This is a genomic window from Penaeicola halotolerans (assembly GCF_016464625.1).
GTDB lineage: Bacteria > Bacteroidota > Bacteroidia > Cytophagales > Cyclobacteriaceae > Penaeicola > Penaeicola halotolerans.
On sequence record NZ_JAEAGO010000007.1, the window covers coordinates 1 to 2979 of the forward strand.

Here is a 2979-nt window from a genome sequence, read left to right on the forward strand (position 1 = left end):
AACCTACCTTGTTGAAGACAAGGGATCAGATTAATTCTGAGGCGAACGTGGGGAACTGAAACATCTAAGTACCCATAGGAGGAGAAAACAATAGTGATTCCCTGAGTAGTGGCGAGCGAAAGGGGATTAGCCCAAACCTAAATTGTTACGGCAATTTAGGGGTTGTAGGACTACGACATGGACTTATAAAATGAAATAGAACGGCATGGGAAGGCCGACCATAGAGGGTGATAGTCCCGTATGAGTAAGTTTTATATACCTAGTAGTATCCTGAGTAGGGCGGGACCGGAGAAATCCCGTTTGAAACTGCCGGCACCATCCGGTAAGGCTAAATACTCCTGAGAGACCGATAGTGAACAAGTACCGTGAGGGAAAGGTGAAAAGTACCGTGAATAACGGGGTGAAATAGAACCTGAAACCGTACGCTTACAAGCGGTTGGAGCCACGCGATGTGGTGACAGCGTGCCTTTTGCATAATGAGCCTACGAGTTACTCTTTTCTAGCGAGGTTAAGGCTTTAAGAGCTGCAGCCGGAGCGAAAGCGAGTCTGAATAGGGCGATATAGTTAGGAGAGGTAGACGCGAAACTTAGTGATCTACCCATGACCAGGTTGAAGGTGCGGTAACACGCACTGGAGGACCGAACCAATAAGCGTTGAAAAGCTTCTGGATGAGTTGTGGGTAGGGGTGAAAGGCTAATCAAACTGAGAAATAGCTCGTACTCCCCGAAATGTTTTTAGGAACAGCGTGAGGGTTGAGTCTTACGGAGGTAGAGCTACCAATAGGACTAGGGGGAGTCACATCCTACCAAATCCTGATGAACTCCGAATGCCGTAAGATATACCTTGCAGTGAGGGCTTGGGTGCTAAGGTCCAAGTCCGAGAGGGAAAGAACCCAGACCTACAGCTAAGGTCCCAAAATGTATGTTAAGTTGAACAAAGGTGGTCCAATTGCAGAGACAGCCAGGATGTTGGCTTGGAAGCAGCCATTCATTCAAAGAGTGCGTAACAGCTCACTGGTCGAGCGATAGGGCATCGATAATGATCGGGCATCAAACATACTACCGAAGCTTAGGATTGCATGTAAATGCACTGGTAGGGGAGCATTCTATCATCGGCGAAGTTGTGTCGTAAGGCATGGTGGAGAGGATAGAAAAGCAAATGTAGGCATAAGTAACGATAAGGCGGGTGAGAAACCCGCCCACCGATAGACTAAGGTTTCCTGATCAACGCTAATCGGATCAGGGTTAGTCGGGACCTAAGGCGAAGCCGAAAGGCGTAGTCGATGGACAATGAGTTAATATTCTCATACTACCATTAAGAGTGATGGAGAGACGGAGTAGTGAAAGATCCGCCTGCTGACGGAATAGCAGGTTGAAGGGCTTAGGTATTAGACTAGTAGGCAAATCCGCTGGTTTAGCTGAAACCTGATAGTACCACAATCCTACGGGAGCGTGGATAGTGATCCTAATCAGACTTCCAAGAAAATCTTCTAGCGTTAATTTTAATGGTACCCGTACCGCAAACCGACACAGGTAGTCAAGGAGAGAATCCTAAGGTGCTCGAGTGATTCATGGCTAAGGAACTCGGCAAAATGGCCCTGTAACTTCGGGAGAAGGGGCGCCTCCTCTACTTCGGTAGAGAGGCCGCAGTGAAAAGGCCCAGGCGACTGTTTAACAAAAACACATGGCTATGCGAAATCGAAAGATGATGTATATGGCCTGACACCTGCCCGGTGCTGGAAGGTTAAGGGGGGGAGTTAGCGCAAGCGAAGCTCTGAACTGAAGCCCCAGTAAACGGCGGCCGTAACTATAACGGTCCTAAGGTAGCGAAATTCCTTGTCGGGTAAGTTCCGACCTGCACGAATGGTGTAACGATCTGGGCGCTGTCTCAGCCATGAGCTCGGTGAAATTGTAGTAGCGGTGAAGATGCCGCTTACCCGCAACGGGACGGAAAGACCCCATGAACCTTTACTATAGCTTAGCATTGGCACTGGGTAAATGATGTGTAGGATAGGTGGGAGACTATGAAGCAGGATCGCTAGGTTTTGTGGAGTCAACGTTGAAATACCACCCTTTATTTACTTGGTTCCTAACCCCTAGAGGGGGACATTGCTTGGTGGGTAGTTTGACTGGGGTGGTCGCCTCCAAAAAAGTAACGGAGGCTTTCAAAGGTACCCTCAGCACGCTTGGTAACCGTGCGCAGAGTGCAATAGCATAAGGGTGCTTGACTGTGAGGCCAACAAGCCGATCAGGTGCGAAAGCAGGATATAGTGATCCGGTGGTTCTGAATGGAAGGGCCATCGCTCAAAGGATAAAAGGTACTCTGGGGATAACAGGCTGATCTCCCCCAAGAGCTCATATCGACGGGGAGGTTTGGCACCTCGATGTCGGCTCGTCACATCCTGGGGCTGGAGAAGGTCCCAAGGGTTCGGCTGTTCGCCGATTAAAGTGGCACGCGAGCTGGGTTCAGAACGTCGTGAGACAGTTCGGTCCCTATCTGTTGTGGGCGTTAGAAGTTTGCGAGGACCTGACCTTAGTACGAGAGGACCGGGTTGGACGAACCGCTGGTGTACCGGTTGTGGTGCCAACTGCACTGCCGGGTAGCTACGTTCGGTAGAGATAAGCGCTGAAAGCATCTAAGTGCGAAACTCACCTCAAGATGAGACTTCTTTATAAGGGTCGTAAGAGACTATTACGTTGATAGGCTGCAGGTGTAAAGTCAGAGATGACATAGCTGAGCAGTACTAATAACCCAAAAGCTTATCTATTAGTGATTCTATTCTCTTGTGCATTGTGTTGAAAGACTTTAAGATATTGAAGATAATAAGGTGACTATGGCGTAGGGGATCCACCTTTTCCCATTCCGAACAGAGCAGTTAAGCCCTACAGCGCTGATGGTACTGGGGTTACACCCGGGAGAGTAAGTCGTTGCCACCCTTTATTATAGTCCTTGAGTCCTCAAAAAACTTAAGGACTTTTT

General features: G+C 48.9%; 2 rRNA genes. Both read left to right on the top strand.

What is annotated here, in order from left to right:
* Positions 1–2767 (top strand): 23S ribosomal RNA (locus I5349_RS13570); the annotation flags it as partial.
* Positions 2768–2823: 56 nt separating this feature from the next.
* Positions 2824–2936: ribosomal RNA gene (rrf, locus tag I5349_RS13575) — 5S ribosomal RNA — on the top strand.
* Positions 2937–2979: the final 43 nt, after the last annotated feature.